Below are 19,550 nucleotides of genomic sequence, written 5' to 3'. Positions count from 1 at the left end.
CCCGCCTTGGGATATGTCGACCAAGGGCCGCGCAGAAGGATGCGCGGCCCTTTTTTGTCGCACCGTCAAAGATCTGTGGTCTGGCGATTAGGACATTAACCGTAAATTAGTTTGTGGGCCCGAATTTTCGCAGAAAATTCGGGCCCGTGAAAAACTCGACATACGAGCTCGACATACGGGAATGACCTCTCTGGGTGACGGGCGTCACCCCCTCAGTCGTCGGCTGTTTGGACTTGAAGATAACGGCGTGTCCGCAAATCAGAGCAATCGGTGAACCGGCGCATCCGAACAGATGACAATGAACTGTCCGGCGCATTCAAGAAGGTGGAACCCGCGCTGCTCGATCTCCGCGAGAAACCGTTCGCGTCCGATCTCGCGTTCCACCCACGGTACGGCGCGTCGCACGATACCGCCCTTGGTCACGGCTTTTGCCGCAAAAACCTGTTCGATCCAGTGATCGGGAATGTCACGTTCAACGCTCTCCATGCGCCATCGTGGCGCGCCCAGGGTTAAGGTCCGGTAAAGGCGGATCAACCTCCTTTCCAAACACCGCATAATCCTGTATGGCCCCCGCATCTGAGACGTGACGCTTCGACCCTGGCGCATGGCATGATGAAAGGGTCGGCGGCAATGGGGCCGCCATGAAAACGGGAGACCCGGAGGGCCGGGAGCGCTCCCATACAGGATACGATGATGTTCAACATTTCGACGAAAAGCATGCAGTGGGGCGAGGAAACGCTCACACTGGAAACGGGCAAGATTGCCCGCCAGGCTGATGGCACCGTGATCGCCACTCTGGGCGAAACCTCGGTCATGGCCAACGTGACCTTCGCCAAACAGCCGAAGCCGGGTCAGGATTTCTTTCCGCTGACCGTTCACTACCAGGAAAAATACTATGCCGCCGGCAAGGTGCCGGGTGGCTTCTTCAAGCGCGAGGCGCGCCCGACCGAAAAGGAAACGCTGACCGCGCGCCTGATCGACCGTCCGATCCGCCCGCTCTTCGTGCCGGGCTTCAAGAACGAAGTGCTGGTCATGTGCACCGTGCTTTCGCACGACCTCGTCAACGATCCGGACATCGTTGCGATGATCGCGGCCTCCGCCGCGTTGACCATTTCCGGAGCACCGTTCATGGGTCCGATTGCGGGCTGCCGCGTGGGGTATGTCGACGGCGAATACATCCTCAACCCCGAGGTCGAGGATATGGACCAGCTGCGCAACAATCCCGAGCAGCGGCTTGACCTTGTTGTCGCAGGCACAAAAGACGCCGTGATGATGGTGGAATCGGAAGCTTACGAGCTGACCGAGGACGAGATGCTGGGTGCCGTGACTTTCGCGCACGAGCAAATCCAGCCGGTGATCGACCTGATCATCTCGCTGGCCGAAGAGGCCGCCAAGGAGCCGTTCGACTTCCAGCCGCCGGATTACTCGGAGCTCTACAACGCTGTGAAATCCGCGGGCGAAGACAAGATCCGCGCCGCTTACGCGATCACCGACAAGCAGCAGCGCACGACCGCTGTCGCCGAAGCCAAAGCCGCGATCCTCGAAACGCTGAACGAGGAACAGCTCGAAGACCCGAACCTCGGTTCGGCTCTGAAAAAGCTCGAAGCGTCTGTCCTGCGCGGCGATGTCGTCAAGACGGGCAAGCGGATCGATGGCCGGGCTCTGGACGAAGTCCGCGACATCGTCTGTGAAACCGGTCTGCTGCCGCGCACCCACGGCTCTGCTCTCTTCACCCGCGGTGAAACACAGGGCTTGGTCGTGACCACGCTCGGCACCGGTGACGACGAACAGATCATTGATGCGTTGCATGGAAACTTCCGTTCGAACTTCCTGCTGCACTACAACTTCCCGCCGTACTCGGTCGGTGAAGTGGGTCGCGTGGGTTCTCCGGGTCGCCGCGAAATCGGTCACGGCAAACTGGCATGGCGCGCGTTGCAGGCGGTTCTGCCGGCCGCTACCGATTTTCCCTACACCATCCGCGTCGTGTCCGAGATCACGGAATCGAACGGCTCGTCCTCGATGGCATCGGTCTGCGGTGGCTCCCTGTCGATGATGGACGCAGGTGTGCCGCTCAAGTCGGCTGTGGCTGGCGTGGCCATGGGCCTGATCCTCGAAGAGGACGGCTCCTACGCGGTTCTGACCGACATCCTGGGTGACGAAGATCACCTCGGCGACATGGACTTCAAAGTGGCCGGCACAGAGAACGGCATCACGTCGCTTCAGATGGACATCAAGGTTGCGGGCATCACGCCCGAGATCATGAAAAAGGCCCTCGCGCAGGCGAAAGAAGGCCGGTTGCACATCCTGGGCGAGATGGCCAAGGCACTGACCGGTGCTGCGGAATTCTCGATCCACGCACCGCGCATCGAAACCATGCAGATCCCGACCGACAAGATCCGTGAAGTGATCGGTTCGGGCGGCAAGGTCATCCGCGAAATCGTTGAGGTTTCCGGCGCCAAGGTCGACATCAACGACGACGGTGTCATCAAGATCGCCAGCCCGAACGGAGAAGCCATCCAGAAAGCCTATGACATGATCTATTCGATCGTGGCAGAGCCGGAAGAAGGCCACATCTACAAGGGCAAGGTCGTGAAGATCGTCGATTTCGGTGCCTTCGTGAACTTCTTCGGCAAGCGCGACGGGCTGGTGCACGTGTCCCAGATCGAAAACCGTCGCCTGAACCATCCGTCGGATGTGCTCAAGGAAGGCCAGGAAGTCTACGTCAAGCTCTTGGGCTTCGACGACCGTGGCAAGGTGCGCCTTGCCATGAAGATGGTCGATCAGGAAACCGGCGAAGAGCTGGCACCTGAGAAAAAGACGGAAGATGCGGAGTGACATCTCGTCGCTCAAGTCATTGAAAGAAAAGCGCCTCTTGCGAGGCGCTTTTTTTATGTGCAAGGCGGGCTATGTCCGGTGCAGGGGTCTTGGGGGAAATGTCATGTCTATCATGTTTGTGGGTCAATCGCTGACGGACACGGTTTTTGACGATTTTTCCGGCGACGCGGCGGCGCGCTGGGATTTTGTGGCCGATGGTGTCATGGGGGGCGTTTCGTCGGGATCGCTTGAACGGTTCGACGCAGGTTTGCGTCTGCATGGCATGGTCAGCACGAGGAACAACGGTGGCTTCATCCAGATGCGGCGTCGGTTCTCCGAGCCATGGTCCAAGGACGCATCCGGTTTGCGGCTGAGCGTTCGTGGCAACGGCGCGCGCTACTATGTCTTTCTGAAAACGCCGGGCCTTGCGCGGGTCTGGCATTCCTTCCGGGCAGCTTTTGACACGACCGAAAGCTGGCAGGATATTGATATTCCATTCGACATGTTCGCCCCGTCCCATATGGGCATGCCCGCGATGGTTCGCCCGTCCGAGGTGAACAGCATCGCCATTGTCGCCTATGGGGACGACTACGAAGCCGATGTCTCGGTTCGCGAAATCCGCCTGTACTGAAAAAAAGACCCCGGAAAAGATCCGGGGCCAGGTCCAACAGGGAGGTGCATATGATGACCCGCATATGCGACGGGAACCGTTACGATTCACTTAAAGATGTGCATGCCATGCTTCTTTGATCTGAATCAAAATGGACTTAGGTCTTAAGATACCAAACGGTATCCTCCGGACTCTGTCACGAGGAGCCGCGCGTTTGACGGATCAGGTTCGATTTTCTGGCGCAGACGATAGATATGGGTCTCGAGCGTGTGGGTCGTCACACCCGCGTTATAACCCCAAACCTCGTGCAGCAGCGTATCGCGTGCAACCACACCGTCAGTGGAGCGATACAGGAATTTGAGGATATTGGTCTCTTTTTCCGTCAGCCGGATCTTCTTGTCGTCTTCCGTCATCAAGAGTTTCATCGACGGCTTGAACGTGTACGGCCCAAGCGTGAAGACCGCGTCTTCGGATTGTTCGTGCTGCCGCAGTTGCGCACGGATGCGGGCCAGAAGCACCGGGAACTTGAACGGCTTGGTGACGTAGTCGTTCGCACCCGCATCAAGGCCCAGAATGGTGTCGGCATCCGAATCATGCCCGGTCAGCATCAGAACCGGTGCCTTCACACCCTGCTTGCGCATCAGCCGGCACAATTCGCGGCCATCGGTGTCGGGCAGACCGACATCCAGAATGATCAGGTCATATAGCTGTTCCTTGACCCGGGCCATGGCGGCGGTTCCGCAATCGGCCTCGAAGACTTCGAAGTCTTCGGTCATGACAAGCTGCTCGGCCAGCGCTTCGCGCAGATCGTCATCGTCATCAACCAGAAGGATATTCTTGAGCTGTGCCATCGTGTTGCCTCTCCGTCGCTTTCCAGACACATGGGCGAGACGTTGCGTGTCAGCAAGAATTGCTGCAAGTGTTTCACGGCCTCGTGTATCCAGGGGGCAAATGTTTCACAAATCGGGGCTCTTTGTTGCAAAGGGCCGCCGCAGGACCGCTTCTGTTACATGACCCTTGCGCCCGACATCACCGATCTCCTGGCCCGGGCGCGGGCGGATCTGCGCATGGGCGTGCCGATCGTTCTGGGGCAATCACACGGTCTTCTTGTGCTCGCGGTCGAGTCGCTGGGCCCGGATCGCCTTGCCGATGTGATGGCATTGGGCGCAGATGTTGATCTTGTCCTGACAGGTCGTCGTGCCGAAACCCTGAAGGCGCGGGCGTATGACGGTGACGTTGCGCGCGTGATTTTGCCGTCCGATGCGACCTTGCGTTGGGTGCAGGCTGTGGCCGATCCCGCTGACGACCTGTCCCATCCGATGAAGGGGCCGCTTGTCACGCGTCGCGACGGGGACGCAGCGCTGCATCGTCTGGCCATCACGCTCGCGAAATCGGCGCGCCTCTTGCCTGCGGTGATCGTAACCCCCTTGGCGAACGCCAGAACCTTCGCGGCGGAGCATGCGCTGACCCTGCTCGATCCGGTGTCTGCCGCACCTCGTCTGGGCGCTTCCGCTGTCTTCGACAGTGTTGTGTCGGCACGGGTCCCGTTGCGTGCCGCGTCCAACGCCCGGCTCCATGTCTTCCGTCCCGAGGACGGCTCGGAAGAGCATTACGCGATCGAGATCGGTCGCCCGGATCGCGCTCAACCCGTTCTGGCGCGTCTGCATTCCGCCTGTTTCACCGGCGACCTGCTGGGCAGCCTGAAATGCGATTGCGGCCCGCAGCTCAATGGGGCGCTGAATGCGATGGGGGCTGCTGGTGAGGGCGTTCTGCTCTACCTGAACCAGGAAGGGCGGGGTATTGGCCTTGCCAACAAGATGCGGGCTTATGCGCTTCAGGATCAGGGGTTCGACACGGTCGAGGCCAATCACCGTCTGGGATTCGAGGATGACGAACGGGATTTCCGGATCGGCGCAGAACTGCTGCGCAAGCTGGGCTTCGATGCGGTGCGCCTGATGACCAACAACCCGGCCAAGATCGCGATGATGGAAAAGCACGGCATCACCGTGGCCGAACGGGTACCGCTCAAGGTCGGAGAAAACCCGCACAACACCAACTATCTCGCCACGAAGGCGCGCAAGTCGGGACACCTGTTGTGACGCCTCTGGACATGGTTCTGACCCGGCAGGGTCTGCGCTTCATGGGTCGGATGTGGCCCTGCACCATCGGCAAAGGCGGCATCCGCGCCGACAAGCGCGAAGGCGACGGTGGCACGCCTGTGGGGGTGCATCGCATCGTGGGCCTACTCTACCGTCCCGACCGCATGGCGCGTCCGGCCGATTGGGCGGTGCCCATCCGCCCCGGCGATCTCTGGTCCGACGACCCGACTCATGAGGATTACAACCTCATGGTCCGCGCTCCCTATCCGTACAGCCACGAAAGGCTGCGACGGGGGGATAGGCTTTATGATCTGGTGCTTCTCACCGATTGGAACTGGCCGCATGCCGAAAAGGGGCGGGGATCGGCGATCTTTCTGCACCGCTGGCGCAGGCCCGGCTATCCCACTGAAGGCTGTGTCGCGTTTCGCCCCGATCACCTGCACCGGATCGCCGGGCTGATCCGCTACGAAACCCGTCTGATCGTGCCAAAGACTTTGGTTTGAGCCAAAGCGCCTTACATTCCGGGTCATGACCCTTCAGAACCGCCTGTCCGACTGCACCCTCTGTGCCGACCGCTTTGCCGTCACCGCCACCCGGCACCGCCCGAAACCCGTGGTCTGGTTCCGCCCCGGGGCGCGCCTTTTGATCTGTTCTCAGGCACCTGGACTGCGCGCGCATAACAGCCGGACCCCGTTTGACGATCCCTCGGGCGACCGCCTGCGCGACTGGCTGGGGCTGGACCGCGCGGCGTTCTACGACCAGAGCCGCGTTGCCATTGTCCCGATGGGCTTTTGCTTTCCCGGCTATGATGCGGCTGGGTCAGACCTGCCGCCCCCCGCGATCTGCCGCCAGACCTGGCATGCGGAAGTTCTGGATCACGTCGGAAATGTGCCGCTGAAGCTGGTGGTCGGGGGGTATGCCCACAAGTATCACCTGCGGACAAAGGCCGGTGTGACCGAAGTGGTGCGCACCTGGCGCGACCATTGGCCATCGGTTCTGCCCTTGCCGCATCCAAGCTGGCGCAATACGGCATGGATCAGGAAAAACCCGTGGTTTGAGGCCGAGGTGCTGCCCGCCCTGCGGACCCGGGTGCAGGAGGTGATGGCATGACATTGCAGACCCCGCTCGATCACGCGCATGCCTCGATGGAGGCAAACCCCGACGCCGACGCTCTGCGCCTGCGCTTCTATGACCGTCTGGCCGAGGCAGAGCTGTTTCTGATGCTCGCCCGCGAGGCCGAGGGCGATCAGGCCGAGCCGGAGCTTTTCGATCTGGGCGATGCGCGGTTTGTCCTTGTGTTCGACACCGAGGAGCGGCTGGGCGCTTTTGCTGGCCGCGTTGTGCCCTATGCCGCTTTGTCGGGGCGGTCGATTGTCGGAATGCTGGCGGGGCAGGGGATCGGCATTGCGCTGAACCCCGAGGTGGCGCCTTCGTCGATCCTGTTGCCCTCCGAGGCGGTGGATTGGCTGGCCGAAACCGTGTCCCAAGGCCCGTCAGAAGCCGAAGCGCGCCCGGAAGAACTGCGCGCGCCGGGAGCGTTGCCGGATGGGTTGCTCGAAGCCATCGACGCCAAGCTGCGGACGGCCTCGGGGCTGGCCCGGCGCGGGTATCTGGCGGAAGTGCTGTATGAGAATGGCGTTCGCGGTCACCTGATCGGGTTCACTGGTGCGGTGCCGGGAGCCGAAGGTGCGTTGGCGCGGGCCATTCAGGAGGCGCTGATCTTCTCGGGTCTGGAGGCCGCAGCACTTGACGTGGTGTTCCTGCGCGACAGCGATCTCGTCACGGCACAGCTTGCTCGGGTGGGCCTGCGGTTCGATCTGCCGGAGCCGGAAGCGCCTGTAAGGGTCGAGCGGATGGCACCGGGCAGCGATCCTGAGAAACCGCCGATCCTGCGCTGAGTGCCAACCTGCAAAGTCAGGTTTGCAAAATCTCCTGCCGCGCCGTCGGAAGGGCGTCATTGGCACTGGGCGTCGCCTCCCAGATCGCGCGGGCAATGGCGCGCGCCATGCAGACCGACGCGAAATGCCCCAGCATCGGCATGACCTCGTCCGAAGGCGGACCACGTCGCCCGGTGCTGGAGGCAAAGATCAGATCGCCATCGTAAGGTGTGTGCGCAGGCACCAGTGCCCGGGCATAGCCATCATGCGCCGCCGTCGCCAGCCGCTTGCACGCCGCCTTGTCGAGCGTGGCATCGGTGGCGACGATTCCGATGGTCGTGTTGCCATGCTGCGCCATTGCCGCAGCCTTGCGGCTGGGGCGCAGGGGTTGGAGATTGCTGGCCGGATCTGGGCCCAGCCCGCCGAATTCGTCGCCGATCTCGAACGGGGCGGCCCAGAAATGCCGTCCGGACGGGGTGGTCGCACTGCCAAGCGCATTGACCACGACAAGCGCGCCAATGGTGGTGCCATCCGGCAGAACCAGCGAGGCCGATCCCAGCCCGCCCTTGTGCTGCGCATCCGTCGCCCCGGTTCCCGCACCGGTGGTGCCAAGCACAAAGTCCTGCGAAGCGTTCGCGAGCGCTTGTTGTCCCAAGGTTGGGTAGGGGTTGTCCGTCCAATCCTTCTGCCCGTTGTTGAGAAGGTCGAAGACGATCGCCGCCGGCACGATGGGCACGCGGGCCGAATGTACCTGGAACCCGCGCCCCTGCCGCGCCAGTGCGTCCATCACACCCTGTGCTGCGGCAAGGCCAAATGCGGACCCGCCCGACAGGACAATGGCATCGACGCCGGGCACCGTCTTGTCCGGTTCCAGAAGATCTGTGTCCCGCGTGCCCGGAGCACCGCCCATGACCGAATAGCTGGTGGTCATCGGGCCGTCTTGGGACAGCAGCACCGTGGTGCCGGATTTCAGCGCATCATCCTGTGCGTTGCCAACAGCCAGACCTGCGACGTCGGTGATCAGATTGCGCGGGCCGGGCGTCATCTCGGCGCTCCTCTTGTGGCTGCGTCGGAGTGAGGGGCCAGCCCCTCACACTCCCCGAAGTATTTGTGAACCAGAGAAGCACAGGTCATATGCAGCGGCCTCCGTCCACTTCCATGCAGACGCCGGTGATCATGCTGGCCTCGTCCGAGCAGAGGAAGGCTGCGGCGTTGCCCAGGTCTTCGGGTTGCGAGAAGCGTCCGAGCGGGATGGTCGCCAGGAACTTGGCGCGAATTTCGGGCGTGTCCTCGCCCATGAAGCTTTTGAGCAGCGGTGTTTCCCCCGCCACCGGGTTGAGGGCGTTCACGCGGATGCCGTCGGGGGCGAGTTCGACCGCCATGGTGCGCGTGGCGGTGATCATCCAGCCCTTGGAGGCGTTGTACCAGTTCAGACGCGGGCGCGGCGAGACACCGGCGGTGGAGGCGATGTTGAGGATGGTGCCCGATCCGCGATATTTGAAATGCGGCACAAGGCTGCGCGCGCTGAGGTAGACGGATTTGCAGTTCACGGCAAAAACACGGTCGAAATCTTCTTCGGTGATGTCCTCCATCGGGCCGGGCAAGTGGGTCACACCGGCATTGTTCACCATAATGTCCACATGGCCCATCGTGGTGATCGCGGTTTCGACCATGTCGGCCACCTGATCGCCGTTCGACACATCGGCAATGTGGGCGCGGCCGCCGATTTCCTGCGCGATGGTTTCGGCGGCGTCGGTGTTCAGGTCGACGACCATCACCGTGGCACCCTCGACTGCGAATTTGCGCGCGATGCCTGCGCCAAAGCCCGAAGCGCCTCCGGTGACGATGGCCGTCTTGTCCTTGAGCCTCATGGTGGTCCTCCCTTACCCGTGTTTCGCGGCGACGGTCTTGAGCGTCGAGAAGCCATAGAGCGCCTCGAACCCCTTTTCGCGGCCATGGCCGGATTTGCCGATGCCGCCAAAGGGGAGTTCGACCCCACCACCCGCGCCGTAATTGTTGAGGAAAACCTGCCCGGTTTTCAGCGCCTTGGCCAGCCGCATCTGGCGGGCGCCACTGTCTGTCCAGACCCCGGCGACGAGGCCGTAGATCGTGCCGTTGGCGATCTTGATCGCCTCATCTTCGGTGTCAAAGGGGATCAGCACCTGCACGGGGCCAAAAAGCTCGTCCTGTGCCAGTGGGTGATCCGATGGCACCGGGCCGTAGAGCCGGGGTTGGACATAGGCCCCCTCGCGCGGCAGGTCGGCTGGCATTGGGGTTTCGGCGATGCAGGGCAGATCCTGCGCTGCCCCGAGCAGGGTCTCAAGGCGCATCTTCTGCTTGGTCGAAATCAGCGGGCCAATGTCCGGATCGCTATTCGCCGGACCGATGCGTTTGGCGCGATACGCCTCGGCCATGCGGGCCGCGACCGCGTCGTAGACGCCGCGCTGGATCAGGATGCGCGAGGCGGCGGAGCAAGTCTGACCTGCGTTTTGGAGGCCTGCGTTGACCAGAAATGGCAAGGCCGCATCGAGATCGGCATCCTCGAACACGATCTGGGGGGATTTGCCCCCAAGTTCCAGCGTGACGGGCACGACGTTCTCGGCGGCGAGCGTCTGGATAATGCGACCGGTCTGGACCGATCCGGTGAAGCTCAGATGGTGCACACCGGGATGGCGGGCCAGCGCGGCACCCGCCTCAGCGCCCAGGCCGGGGATCACGTTCAGCGCGCCATCGGGAAAGCCGGCCTCTTTCGCGAGATGTGCGAACATCAGCGCGGTGAGGCAGGCATCTTCGGCGGGTTTCAGAACGCAGGCATTGCCCATGGCAAGGGCGGCCCCGACAGAGCGGCCGATGATCTGCATCGGGTAGTTCCACGGCACGATGTGCCCCGTCACGCCATGCGGTTCGCGCAGGGTGTAGACGGTGTAGCCGTCGAGATAGGGGATGGTTTCCCCATGCACCTTGTCGGCCGCGCCACCGTAGAATTCGCAATACCGGGCCAGCGCGATGGCATCCGCGCGGGCCTGCGTGACGGGTTTGCCGACATCGAGGGTTTCCAGCGTGGTCAATAGCTCGGTGTGGTCCAACACAAGCTGGCCCAGTCGCGTCAGGCATCGCCCCCGCTCCAGGGCGCTCATGCGACCCCACGTGCTATCAAGGGCGTGTTGAGCAGCTTTGACGGCGTCATCGACAGCGGCGTCATTGCTACGAGCGATCTCGCAAAGCGTGTTGCCATCGGACGGGTTGATCAGCGGGACTGTCTTTTCGGTCGCGCGCCATGAGCCGCCGATCAGGACGTGACTGGGATCAAAGGGCAGGCTGGGGAGCATCTTGGGCCTCCGGAAAATCGGGCAGGTGTGGGGCGGCGTCCATCAATTCGCGCGTATAGGGGTGATCAGGGGCTGCGAAGATGTCTGCGGTGGGTCGATCCTCGACGATCTCGCCCGCGCGCATGACCATCACGCGGTCGGTGATGGAGCGCACGACGCTCAGGTCGTGGCTGATGAAGAGATAGGTCAGGCCATAGGCGCGGCTGAGATCGGCCATCAGGTCGAGGATCTGCGCCCGCACCCGCACGTCGAGGGCGGACACTGCTTCATCGAAGACGATGAGGTCGGGCTTGATGATCAGCGCGCGGGCAATGGCGATGCGCTGGCGCTGGCCGCCAGAGAAGGCGTGGATGTGGCGGTCGGCATCTTCGGGTTTGAGGCCCACGGCGGTGAGTGCCTCGGCAATCGCCGTGTCACGCGCGGCGCCTTTTGGCGGATCGGGCAGAAGGTGAAAGGGTTCGGTGATCAGGCGAGCAACCCGGTGGCGGGGATTGAAGCTGCCATAGGGGTCCTGAAACACCACCTGCATCTTGCGCCGCACTTGGAGGTTCGGATGGCCGTCCTGCCAGACCGGATCGCCGTCGAGTGTGATCTGTCCGCCTTGCGTGGGCTCCAGCCCGAGGATGGCCCGTGTCAGGGTGGATTTGCCACAGCCGGACTCGCCGACAAGACCCACGCGTTCACTGCGTTTGATCTCGAAGCTGACGTTTTTCACGGCGCGGAACAGTGGCCGTGTTCCGACGAGGGATGTTCGCGGGAGGGGATAGTCGCGGTTGACGTTCTGGACTGAAAGGAGCGGCGCGTTTGCCTTGGCTGTCCCAAGATCGGCCTGATGGCGGGAGGCTTCGAAAAGGGCGCGTGTGTAGGGGTGGCGCATCTCGCGCAGGATCTGCGCGGTTGGCCCGGATTCCAAGATTTCGCCGTCGCGCATGACGTTCAGCGTGTCGGCCATGTCGCTCACCACAGCCAGATCATGGGTGATCATCATCAAAGCCATGCCGTCCTCTTTGACCAGCCGTTTGAGCAGGTCGAGGATTTGCGCCTGTGTGGTGACGTCGAGCGCCGTCGTCGGCTCGTCCGCGATCAGCAGGCGCGGGCGCAGGGCGATGGCCATGGCGATGACGACGCGCTGGCGCTGGCCGCCGCTGAGTTCATGCGGGTAGCGGGACAGAGGGAAACGGTCAGGCGGCAGGCCTACGCGGGCAAGGACGTCGCGGGCGCGCTCTTCCGCCTTCTCGGGCGGCATCGCTTTATGGATGAGGATCGTCTCCATCACTTGCGCGCCGATGGTCTGCACCGGGTTCAGCGCCGTCATCGGTTCCTGAAACACCATGCCGATCTCACGCCCGCGCAGGTCGCACATCTTCGGCTCTGCCAATGTCAGCAGGTTCGTTCCATCAAAGGTGACAGCGCCACTGGTCGTCGCCCCTTTCGGCAGCAGGCCCATCGTGGCGAAGGCGGTCATGGACTTGCCGGAGCCGCTTTCGCCGGTGAGCGCAGTGATCTCTCCCTCGGCAATCTCCAGCGAAATCCGCTTGAGGATCGGCGTGCCGTGGATCGCAAGCGACAGGGTCTCGATGTTGAGCAGGCTCATGCGCGGACCACCTTGAGGCGGGGGTCCAGCGCATCGCGCAGTCCGTCGCCCAGCAGGTTGAGCCCCAGCACCATCGCCACGATGGTCAGTCCGGGGATCAGTGCCACATGGGGGGCCAGCGACACCATGGTCTGCGCATCCGCCAGCATCCGCCCCCAGCTTGGGATTGGCGGTTGCGCACCAAGGCCGACATAGCTGAGGCCCGCTTCGGCCAATATGCCAAGACTAAACTGGATGGTGCCCTGAACGATCAGCAGGTTCGCCACGTTCGGCAGGATGTGTTCAGCGCTGATGCGGGTGCGCGTCTTGCCGGCCACCTGCGCGGCCATGATGAATTCGCGCTTCCACAGGCTAAGCGCGGCACCACGTGTGATGCGGGCGAAAACAGGGATGTTGAAGATACCGATGGCGATGATCGCATTGGTGGCCGAAGGGCCGAAAACTGCGGTGATCAGGATGGCGATGACCAGTGACGGGAAGGCGAAGATCAGGTCATTCATCCGCATGATGACCTCGTCCAGCATCCCGCCGCGCCGGGCAGCGGCGGCCAGACCCAGGGGCACCCCGATTCCCATACCGATGCCCACCGCGACCAGCGCTACCGCGATGGAGGTGCGCGCGCCGACCATCAGCATCGACAGAATGTCCCGTCCGAAATGATCGGTGCCCAGCAGGTTGTCGGCGCTGGGCGGTTTGAGGCGGTTCGCGATGTTCATCGCCTCGACGCTGTCCGGCGTCCAGACGAAGGACAGAAGCGCCGCAATCACGAAGACCCCGGTCAACAGCCCGCCAAGGATCAGGTTGCGGCTCATGTCCGTGTCCTCAATCGGGGATCGACCGCGGCGTAGGCCAGATCGACAAGGAAGTTCACCATGATGACGGCAAAGACCAGAAGCATCACCACCGACTCCACCACGATCAGATCGCGCTGCGTGATGGCCTGAAAGATCAGCCGCCCAAGTCCGGGCAGAAAGAACACCTGTTCAATGATGATCGCGCCCGCCATCAGGAAGGCGAATTGCAGGCCGATGATGGTCAGCACCGGGATCAGCGCATTGCGCAGCCCGTGCCGCCAAAGCGCTTGGCGCGCGGAAAGGCCCTTGGCGCGGGCGGTACGCATGAAATCCTCGCCCAGAATGTCCAGCAGCGAGGACCGCATCACCCGCGTCAGGATCGCGGCCTGTGGCAGGGCAAGGGCAATGGCGGGCAGGGTCAGCGCCTTCATCCCTCCCCAAAAACCCTTGTCCCAACCGGGAAAGCCCCCGGCGCTGAACCAGCGCAACTGGATTGCAAAGATCAGCACGAGCATCATCGCGAACCAGAAGTTCGGGATCGCCACACCCAACTGGGTTGCGCCTGTTACCGCCAGATCGCCCGGACCGCCCCGGCGCGCGGCCGCAAAGATGCCTGCCGGAAACGCGATCAGGGTGGAGAGGGTCAACGCATAGAGCGCAAGCGGCAAGGACACCCACATCCGGTCCGCGATCATCTGCGCAACCGGCGTGCGGTAGGTGTAGGAGGTGCCGAAATCGCCGGTCAGCATTCCGCCCACCCAGCTCAGGTAGCGGTCCAGTTTCGACTGATCCAATCCAAGCTCTGCGCGCAGGGCCGCGACTGTGTCGGGCTGTGCGTTGATCCCCAGCATGAAGCTGGCGGGGTCGCCCGGGGCCACCTCGACAACGACGAAGATGACCACCGAGGCCACGATCAGGCTGATGGCAAGGGAAACCAGTCGTTTGACGATATAGCCCAGCATTGCGGGCAGGTTAGGCGAAGCGTTTGGGCAAGGGAACGTGGAAAACGGTGCAATCCCCTGCCTTTCTGCGTCCGACTCACGGGGCGGGGGCGAGGACTTTGGAAGGACGCTGTTCTGGCATCGGTATCGGCGAGATGGCCGCGGCTGATGCGGTGTCTGGCAACACACCCTCGCGCAAAGCCGCCTGATGAATCACAAAGCCCAGCTGTGGTTCGAGGAGCATCAGCCAAGCCAGCTTGAACCCGGACAGGCGCGTGATGCCGGGCAATCCAACCGATCTCAGAAAATGACGTGTTCCCATCGGGCATAACGGAGAACTGTGCGCATCCTCGATCAGGATGTCGAACCGCATGCGCCGTTGCCGCAATGCACGGGCGACCCGTCGGACCTCGTCCCAGCGCGTCTTGATCCTTCGGCGCTGGTCAAGTGCCGTGCGCGCCTCTTCAAATGCGGCGAAGGGACAGGTCGCTTCGGAATGATATCCGCGCGACTTGCCTTTCGAGAAGACGAACCAGAGGAATTCGCCCCGGGTTGTGATGGCACGATAGGCAAACTGGCTGCCATCATCGGATGTCACCTTGTGGCCGCTGTCATAAAACAGAGAGACCCAGTCGGACCTCTCGGGGATGAAGTCGCCGCCGAGAGCTATGATGTCCCGATCAATATGTGATATCATCTGGCGTTCTTTTGCCAGGCGCTCGTAGGCAGCGACATTCGTCAAAATGCTTGGCATTACAATGGCTTCTCAAAAAATTTTGGTGCTTAAAAAGGCTCAGTAAGATGACCTTAGGGAAGGCCGTCGCGGTGCAATATCCCCAAACGGGGACAAAGTGCCGTAAGGGTCAGACTGGCGGGATCGTATAGGTCCGGTCATAGGGCGGCACGTCCAGACCGGCTGCCCGCGCGACCATCCAGGGCCAGCTGGAAATGTGCTGATAATGTCCCCTGTCGTTGAACAGGGTGAACCGGGCATTGGGCAGATGCTGCGAGAGAAGCTGGCCACCTTGGGCCGGCGCGACATTGTCATCGGCACCGTGGTAGATCTCGACCTCGGCCAGGATATGCCGCACGTCGAAATCCCATCCGCGCGAGTTCAGCAGGTTCTCCTCGACCATGCCATTCACGCCACCTGCGGTGCGCTCTTCCAGCATGCGCGAAGAGCGGATGCCGATGGTCGGGTGAGACAGCAGCTCCACATCATGGGCGCTTGGCGTGCGGTTGCAATAGCGTTCCATATAGCGGGGCGCGTTCTGGATGATTGACCGCACCAGGAACGGAATCAATTGTCGGAACATCGCGGGCCAGCGCTGTGCGAGCACGGCAGACAGATGGTAGAACTGGTCCAGTTCGCGCCAGTTGTCGTGCTTGTAGACGGGATAGCTGGGTGAGGACAGCAGCACCTTTCGAATGCGGTCCGGCATTTCATGCGCCGTCGCAAGCGCGATGCCCGATCCGAAGGAAAAGCTCATCAACGACACCTGCGCATAGCCCAGAGTGTCGATCAGGCATTCCAGATCGGGCGCAAAATCGCGCAGGCTCGTCATCTTCTTGAAGTCCGACCGGTAGATCCCCGGACGACAGGGCATGATCAGGCGCACCCCGTAGTGGTCCAGATGTTCAAGGTACTGGCGTGGAAAGCCGGTGAGGTCGATGGATGAACCCGACAGCGCGTCGAACAGAACCACGGGGCGGCCGTCTTCAGGCCCGAGAATGAAATATTCGAGCATGCGCCCATCGGGCAGGCGCAGAAGGCGTCGCACCTGAAACCGTTCGGCGTCGGTGGTCTCGCGCTGCCGGAACATCGACAAAGGGCTTTTCGCAATCGTGTTGATCAGGTCGACCTGGCTGGTCAGCCCGGTCTTTTCGAACACCCGCTTGAGATAGGTCCGTCCGGATTCGTAGCTGATCCCCATGGCCTCGCTGGCGGCCCGGAGATCGCTGGTCTCCATAAGGCCACGCACCAACGCCTGCTCGCGCAGTGTAAGGCCATGGGCGCTTGCCAAGGCGCGCAGGCCATCGGCCGTGTTGGGGTTGGTTGCCACCAGAACCGCCGCCGCCTTGGCCGGAAACCCCATGCGAATGGCCTCTTGCCGAGGCAGCAAGAGGTAGGTGGTGTCACTGTCGCGGGTCATCAGCGATTGAGGTGCCTCAAGCCGGTTGGACTCCGACACCCAACGGGACAGGGGCTTGGCCTTGTCTTCGGTGTCACTTGGGCTGCCCGCGGGCAGAAGCCGGATCGGGGCATCCAGCGCAAGCCCGGTTTCGCGCATCGCCTGATTGATGACCAATGGCGCACCGCTGTCATCGACAAGAGCGATGCCGACGGCAAAGGTTCCCAAAACAGCGGCAAGATCGGATTCCCGTTCCTGAAGTCGCACCATCTTTTCCGAGATTTCGATGGCGCGGCGGAAATGGATCATCAGGTCGCTCAGATCGTGCCGCTGATCCGCCTCGATCATGCGACCGTCGGTTGCCATCTGCACCTGTTCCGTCAGTTCAAGGATCAACTCGGGCAACAGCGAATTGTCGAGCGACGCTTCGTAGACAAGGTGCGTCAGACGTTCATTTGTCGAAAGAGACATACCATCACACGGAAATGACCAAACTCAATGTCCGAGATGCTAGCAGACTTGCGTCTGTTCCCTCACTGAAAAAACCGTGAAATCGTAGTCGTGGGGCGTCCGAAAACGCGACCGATCAAAGCGAATCCAGTTTTCGCGCCAGTTTGGCATCCAAGGTCGACAGTCCGCCCACGTCATGGGTCGTCAACGTGACATCGACCTTGTTGTAGACGTTGAACCATTCGGGGTGGTGGTTCCATTTCTCGGCCCAGAGTGCGGCGCGCGCCATCCAGCCGAACGCTTCGGTGAAGTCCTTGAACTGATAGGTCTTCGTGATGGCGTCCTTGTCGTCGACAAGCGTCCATCCCGCCTCGAGCAGCGGTCCCAGAACGGTCTTGCGTGCGGTATCGGATAGTTTTTCGGTCATTGATGTTCCTCCGTGCTGACTTTGCGGAACGGGCCATAGCTGGTCAGAACCTCGATATCCTGACCGACTGCCTCGGTTTCGGCCTGCAGGTACCGGGCAATCGCGTCCGAAAATCCGGGATCCGCGATCCAGTGCAGCGAATGGGTGTAGACCGGCAGATACCCGCGTGCGAGCTTGTGTTCCCCCTGCGCCCCGGCTTCGACCCGGGATTGACCCTGCGCGATGGCATAATCCATGGCCTGATAATAACACAGTTCGAAATGCAGGCAGGGGTGATCCTCGATACAGCCCCAATATCGACCGTAAAGCGTATCGCGGCCGATCACGTTCATCGCGCCCGCAACCCAGCGACCGTCACGTTCGGCCAGCACCAGCAAAATGTCATCGCGCAACCGCTCTTGTGCAATATCGAAGAACTTGCGGGTGAGGTAAGGCGTCCCCCATTTGCGCGCACCGGTGTCCTGATAGAATGTCCAGAATGCCTCCCAGTGATCGGGCTGGATCTGGTCTCCGGTGAATTGGTGGATTGTCCCGCCGAAACCCTGCGCCCGCTCGCGTTCCTTGCGGATGGTCTTGCGTTTGCGCGAACTCAGCTCGGCCAGAAAGCTGTCGAAATCAGCATAGCCCCGGTTTTCCCAGTGATATTGCTGCGTCCGCCGCCGCAGAAGACCGATCTGCTCTCCGGCAATCGCTTCGGCTTCGGTGCAGAAGGTGATGTGAAGCGACGAAAGCTGGTTCTCGGAAGCCACCTGCACCGCGCCCTGAACAAGCGCGCTGATGCCTTCCACCTCGAACCCGGGACGGGTCAGGAATCGGCGGCCCGTGGCAGGCGTGAAAGGTACGGCGATCTGCAGCTTGGGATAGTACCGCCCACCCGCGCGTTCCCACGCATGCGCCCAGTTGTGATCGAAGATGTATTCGCCCTGGCTGTGACTTTTGGCGTAAAGTGGCGCGCAGGCGATGATCTGATCGTCTATTTCCGCGGTCATGTAGCGCGGATCCCAGCCCGTCCCGGCCCCGACCGACCGGCTGTCCTCAAACGCCTTCAGCCAGCGATGGGTTGTGAACGGATCAAACGCCCGTCCGCCATCGGCCACTTCGGGGCACGCGCAGGCGTCCCAGTCCTCTGCCGCGATCTGCGACAGCGATCCGTGCATCGAAATGGCGATTGTGGGCGCGTCGGTTGGGTCGGACATGTCCGTTCCTTGGTTACGCGGTGCTACGTGGGTCTGATCAGGCGCGGATCAAGCCGCGTAGCCTTCAAACGTGATGTTGTCAGCAACTTTGCGGGAAAGGCGTTCCTGCTCTGCGCTGCGGATCGTCCAGCACAGGATCGGCACACCCCGCGCCTTGAGCTGTTCCACACGGGGCGCGTCGAGGTTCGTATGGTCGTGGCTCAAAAAATCTGCATCCATGTCTTCGAAACCGGGAATAGTGGCGAGTTCGGCCCGGCGATCCACGGGTACATGCGGCTCGTCGATCTTGCGCCACGCGCACCCGATGATCCCGCGCGGCGTGTCCGGCGACAGTTCCGCCACCTTGGCCACCATGCTGGGGTTGAAGGACATCAGGGCAAACGCGCCGTCATAGCCCTTGAGGACATCCAACGCCGCCCGCTCCAGCGCACCATCGGTGTCGCCCATCGCGCCGTGCTGGTCCTTCAACTCGATCAGCAGCGGAACCGCGCCGTTCACCTGATCCAGGACCTGTGCCAGCGTCGGAAGCCGGTCGGTGCCGCCCTTGATCGTCAGCGCTTGAAGGTCTGCCGCATCCCGGCCCCGCACCGCGCCTGTCTCTGCCGTCAGCCGATCCAGCGTGTCGTCGTGAAACACCATCGGCACGCCATCGCGCGACAGTTGCAGGTCAAGCTCGATCGGATATCCGGCGGCCATCGCCGCAGCAAAGGCCGAGGGGCTGTTTTCGATCACCCCTTCGGCCTTGTTGTGCAAACCGCGATGCGCAATCGGGCGGGTCAGAAACGCAGAGGGCAGCCGGGTCATAGCAGTTCGAAAATCCCTTCGATTTCGACCGCCACACCAAAGGGCAGCGACGCCGCCGACACCGCAGAGCGCGCATGACGGCCGTTGTCGCCCAGTACGTTGACCATCAGGTCGGACGCCCCGTTCACCACCTTGGGCTGGTCGCCGAAATCCGCGGTCGAGTTCACGAAACCCACCAGCTTGACCACACGCACCCGGCTCAGATCACCACCGGCAGCCTTGCGCGCCTGCGACAGCAGGGCCAGCGCGCAATATTTCGCGGCTTCGGCACCAGCTTCGGCATCCAGATCGTCGCCCAGCTTGCCCTTGATCAGCCCGTCCGGCCCGGTCGGCAACTGACCCGACACGTAGATCTGGTTTCCGGTCTGCACGAACGGCACATAATTGGCCGCCGGGGCCGGGGCATCCGGCAGGGTCAGGCCCAGCTCTGCAAGACGGGCGTCGATGGCGTTGGTCATGATGTCTCCCCTTTCTCGTTTGTGC

Annotated in this window: 20 protein-coding genes; 6 read left to right on the top strand and 14 right to left on the bottom strand. The window is 62.1% G+C overall.

The window, feature by feature from the left end; translation table 11 throughout:
- Window positions 1-258: 258 nt before the first annotated feature.
- The gene (locus MRY75_RS03520; protein WP_292305764.1) at window positions 259-486 is read right to left on the bottom strand and encodes an N-(5'-phosphoribosyl)anthranilate isomerase; all 228 of its coding nucleotides are present in this window, start codon (window positions 484-486) and stop codon (window positions 259-261) included.
- A 207-nt stretch (window positions 487-693) separates the two neighbouring features.
- Between MRY75_RS03520 and pnp the strand changes: the two genes are divergently transcribed.
- Together pnp and MRY75_RS03510 are read left to right on the top strand one after the other, a co-directional pair.
- Window positions 694-2,835 (top strand): polyribonucleotide nucleotidyltransferase, encoded by a 2,142-nt coding sequence (gene pnp, locus MRY75_RS03515; protein ID WP_292305763.1) that lies wholly within the window; start codon window positions 694-696, stop codon window positions 2,833-2,835.
- A 103-nt stretch (window positions 2,836-2,938) separates the two neighbouring features.
- Window positions 2,939-3,445, top strand: a complete 507-nt coding sequence (locus tag MRY75_RS03510) for a CIA30 family protein (RefSeq protein WP_292305762.1) — start codon at window positions 2,939-2,941, stop codon at window positions 3,443-3,445.
- Between the two features lie 143 nt (window positions 3,446-3,588).
- Here the strand turns inward: MRY75_RS03510 and MRY75_RS03505 are convergent, their stop codons facing one another.
- Window positions 3,589-4,275 (bottom strand): response regulator transcription factor, encoded by a 687-nt coding sequence (locus MRY75_RS03505; RefSeq protein WP_292305761.1) that lies wholly within the window; start codon window positions 4,273-4,275, stop codon window positions 3,589-3,591.
- Between the two features lie 159 nt (window positions 4,276-4,434).
- Here MRY75_RS03505 and ribA point away from each other — a divergent pair, with 159 nt between their 5' ends.
- The 4 genes from ribA to MRY75_RS03485 are packed head-to-tail and all read left to right on the top strand — an operon-like array spanning window position 4,435 to window position 7,421.
- Entirely contained in the window at window positions 4,435-5,523 is a 1,089-nt protein-coding gene (gene ribA, locus MRY75_RS03500; protein ID WP_292305760.1) for a GTP cyclohydrolase II, read from the top strand.
- Window positions 5,520-6,026 (top strand): L,D-transpeptidase family protein, encoded by a 507-nt coding sequence (locus tag MRY75_RS03495; protein ID WP_292305759.1) that lies wholly within the window; start codon window positions 5,520-5,522, stop codon window positions 6,024-6,026. The genes ribA and MRY75_RS03495 overlap by 4 nt, the downstream gene beginning before the upstream one ends.
- A 25-nt stretch (window positions 6,027-6,051) precedes the next feature.
- On the top strand, window positions 6,052-6,633 hold the full coding sequence (locus tag MRY75_RS03490; protein ID WP_292305758.1) for a uracil-DNA glycosylase family protein: 582 nt from the start codon (window positions 6,052-6,054) through the stop codon (window positions 6,631-6,633).
- Entirely contained in the window at window positions 6,630-7,421 is a 792-nt protein-coding gene (locus tag MRY75_RS03485) for an SseB family protein (protein ID WP_292305757.1), read from the top strand. The genes MRY75_RS03490 and MRY75_RS03485 overlap by 4 nt, the downstream gene beginning before the upstream one ends.
- 16 nt (window positions 7,422-7,437) lie before the next feature.
- On the opposite strand, the gene MRY75_RS03480 is transcribed toward MRY75_RS03485, so the two are convergent.
- The 12 genes from MRY75_RS03480 to MRY75_RS03425 all read right to left on the bottom strand — a co-directional run bounded on the left by MRY75_RS03480 (window position 7,438) and on the right by MRY75_RS03425 (window position 19,525).
- A complete protein-coding gene (locus MRY75_RS03480) occupies window positions 7,438-8,445 on the bottom strand; it encodes a P1 family peptidase (RefSeq protein ID WP_292305756.1) in 1,008 nt (335 codons plus the stop codon).
- A gap of 85 nt (window positions 8,446-8,530) precedes the next feature.
- Complete coding sequence (locus tag MRY75_RS03475) at window positions 8,531-9,271, bottom strand: SDR family oxidoreductase (RefSeq protein WP_292305755.1); 741 nt, start codon at window positions 9,269-9,271, stop codon at window positions 8,531-8,533.
- A gap of 12 nt (window positions 9,272-9,283) precedes the next feature.
- A complete protein-coding gene (locus MRY75_RS03470) occupies window positions 9,284-10,729 on the bottom strand; it encodes an aldehyde dehydrogenase family protein (protein ID WP_292305754.1) in 1,446 nt (481 codons plus the stop codon).
- Window positions 10,707-12,323, bottom strand: coding sequence for an ABC transporter ATP-binding protein (locus MRY75_RS03465; RefSeq protein WP_292305753.1), 1,617 nt, complete (start codon window positions 12,321-12,323; stop codon window positions 10,707-10,709). The genes MRY75_RS03470 and MRY75_RS03465 overlap by 23 nt, the downstream gene beginning before the upstream one ends.
- Window positions 12,320-13,135, bottom strand: coding sequence for an ABC transporter permease (locus tag MRY75_RS03460; RefSeq protein ID WP_292305752.1), 816 nt, complete (start codon window positions 13,133-13,135; stop codon window positions 12,320-12,322). The genes MRY75_RS03465 and MRY75_RS03460 overlap by 4 nt, the downstream gene beginning before the upstream one ends.
- Window positions 13,132-14,079 (bottom strand): ABC transporter permease, encoded by a 948-nt coding sequence (locus MRY75_RS03455; RefSeq protein WP_292305751.1) that lies wholly within the window; start codon window positions 14,077-14,079, stop codon window positions 13,132-13,134. Before MRY75_RS03455 ends, MRY75_RS03460 begins: the two co-directional genes overlap by 4 nt.
- 76 nt (window positions 14,080-14,155) lie before the next feature.
- Window positions 14,156-14,755 carry a hypothetical protein gene (locus tag MRY75_RS03450; protein ID WP_292305750.1) on the bottom strand — a complete coding sequence of 200 codons (600 nt, stop codon included), beginning with the start codon at window positions 14,753-14,755 and terminating at the stop codon, window positions 14,156-14,158.
- A 166-nt stretch (window positions 14,756-14,921) separates the two neighbouring features.
- Window positions 14,922-16,661, bottom strand: coding sequence for an alpha/beta hydrolase (locus MRY75_RS03445; RefSeq protein ID WP_292305749.1), 1,740 nt, complete (start codon window positions 16,659-16,661; stop codon window positions 14,922-14,924).
- A 115-nt stretch (window positions 16,662-16,776) separates the two neighbouring features.
- Window positions 16,777-17,067, bottom strand: coding sequence for a 4a-hydroxytetrahydrobiopterin dehydratase (locus MRY75_RS03440; RefSeq protein WP_292305748.1), 291 nt, complete (start codon window positions 17,065-17,067; stop codon window positions 16,777-16,779).
- Entirely contained in the window at window positions 17,064-18,263 is a 1,200-nt protein-coding gene (locus MRY75_RS03435) for a GNAT family N-acetyltransferase (RefSeq protein ID WP_292305747.1), read from the bottom strand. Before MRY75_RS03435 ends, MRY75_RS03440 begins: the two co-directional genes overlap by 4 nt.
- Window positions 18,264-18,311: 48 nt before the next feature.
- Window positions 18,312-19,067: a glycerophosphodiester phosphodiesterase family protein gene (locus MRY75_RS03430; RefSeq protein WP_292305746.1), complete on the bottom strand. Its 756-nt coding sequence runs from the start codon at window positions 19,065-19,067 to the stop codon at window positions 18,312-18,314.
- A complete protein-coding gene (locus MRY75_RS03425) occupies window positions 19,064-19,525 on the bottom strand; it encodes a RidA family protein (RefSeq protein WP_292305745.1) in 462 nt (153 codons plus the stop codon). The genes MRY75_RS03430 and MRY75_RS03425 overlap by 4 nt, the downstream gene beginning before the upstream one ends.
- Between the last annotated feature and the right edge of the window lie 25 nt (window positions 19,526-19,550).

Source organism: Marivita sp. (genome assembly GCF_022763305.1).
Taxonomy (GTDB): domain Bacteria; phylum Pseudomonadota; class Alphaproteobacteria; order Rhodobacterales; family Rhodobacteraceae; genus Marivita.
This window is presented reverse-complemented; position numbering and strand designations above follow the sequence as displayed.